The sequence below is a fragment of the uncultured Campylobacter sp. genome, from assembly GCF_937997595.1.
Classification (GTDB): domain Bacteria; phylum Campylobacterota; class Campylobacteria; order Campylobacterales; family Campylobacteraceae; genus Campylobacter_B.
The window spans coordinates 1-1,558 of the sequence record NZ_CALKTS010000240.1; the positions used below are offsets into that span (position 1 = coordinate 1).

The 1,558-nt window shown below is 51.9% G+C and carries 1 protein-coding gene; it reads right to left on the reverse strand.

Annotated features, from left to right (window positions below; genetic code table 11):
- Positions 1–1,558: ABC transporter ATP-binding protein (locus Q0614_RS08075; RefSeq protein ID WP_298787899.1), on the reverse strand; the 1,558-nt coding region annotated here is incomplete at both ends.

Consider the following 1,558-nt stretch of genomic DNA (forward strand, 5'->3'; position numbering starts at 1 on the left):
GCGATTACAAAGACGATTTTGCTTTGTTTGATCTTTTCGATGACGTTTGAGATCTCCTTTTCGCTTGCGTTATCCAGCGCCGAAGTCGCCTCGTCAAAGATTAAAATTTGCGGGTCCTTATACAGCGCGCGCGCGATGGCGATACGCTGGCGTTGCCCGCCGCTAAGATTTGCGCCGAACTCGCTAAGCACGGTGTAAATTCCATCCTTCATCGAGCTTACGAACTCATAGGCGTTGGCGAGACCAAGCGCTTCTATGACGCGCTGCTCGTTAAATTCCGCGCCGTAGCTTACGTTTTGCGCGATCGTGTCGTTAAAAATATAGACGCGCTGGCTTACGAGACCGATGTTTTCGCGCAGGCTAGGGATGCTAAACTCGCCGATCTCGTCGTTGCCGTTGAATAAAATTTTGCCGCTGCTTGCGTCGTAAAAGCGCATCAGTAGGTTCACGACCGAGCTTTTTCCGCCACCGCTGTTTCCGACGAGCGCTAAAATTTCGCCCTTTTTGACGCTGAAGCTTATATCTTTCAGCGCCGCCTTGTCGCCGTAGTTTAGCGACACGTCGCAAAAGCTCACCGAGCCGATCTCGCCCATCTGTTTGCCGCCTCCGACGATCGTAGGCTCCAAGTCTATCAGCTCAAACGTCCGCTCGCTCGCTGCGATGGCGTCTTGCATATTGTTGTAGAGCGAGGAGACCTTTTTTATCGGGGTGTAGACCATAAAAAGCGCCGTAAGGAAGCTGAAAAAGCTGCCGATACTCATCTGGCCCGCGATGACCTCCTGTCCTCCGACGATGATCACCACGGCGATGCCCACGGCGCCTAGCATCTCCATGATCGGGCTTACCAGGCACGTCGTTACGACCGCCTTTAAATTTAGACCGAAAAATTTCCTGTTTTCGGCATTAAATTTCTCCACTTCAAAGCTCTCGGCGTTGCTTGCTTTGACGATTTCGATGTTGGAGTAAATTTGGCTGAGCGCCGAGGAGATATCGGATGTTTTCTCTTGAGACTCGCGTGAAATTTTTTTCATCCGCTTTGCAAGGCGCGAGAGTGGATATATCGCGCACGGAAAGACCACGAGCGCGAAAAAAGAGAGCTTTGGGCTCTGATAGATCACGACGCCCAAAAGCCCTAAAATCGTAATGATCTGCGTGAAAAAATCGGGGATCATATTCGAAACCACGACGCGGATGCGCTCGATGTCGTTGATCGTGCGGCTGATGAGCTCGCCCGTGCGGAAGCGGTTGAAAAAATCCACGTCTAGCCGCACGAGGCTTGCGACGAGCCTATCGCGGAAGCGGCGCACCGTGTCTTGACCGATGAAGGCGGTGAAGTAGTTTTGCATAAACGCGCCGCCGCTTTTCATCGCAAAAACCACGATGATCGCGATCGGAAGCGTGTAGAGATACGGCTCGTTTTTTTCGACGAAAATTTTATTTAAAACGGGCTCGACCAGCTTCGCGCTCGCAGCAGTCGCCACGCTCGTCATCACCATACCCAAAATCGCCAATGCAAACTGCGGCTTGTAATCCCTAAAATAGGGCTTAAAGCGCGATA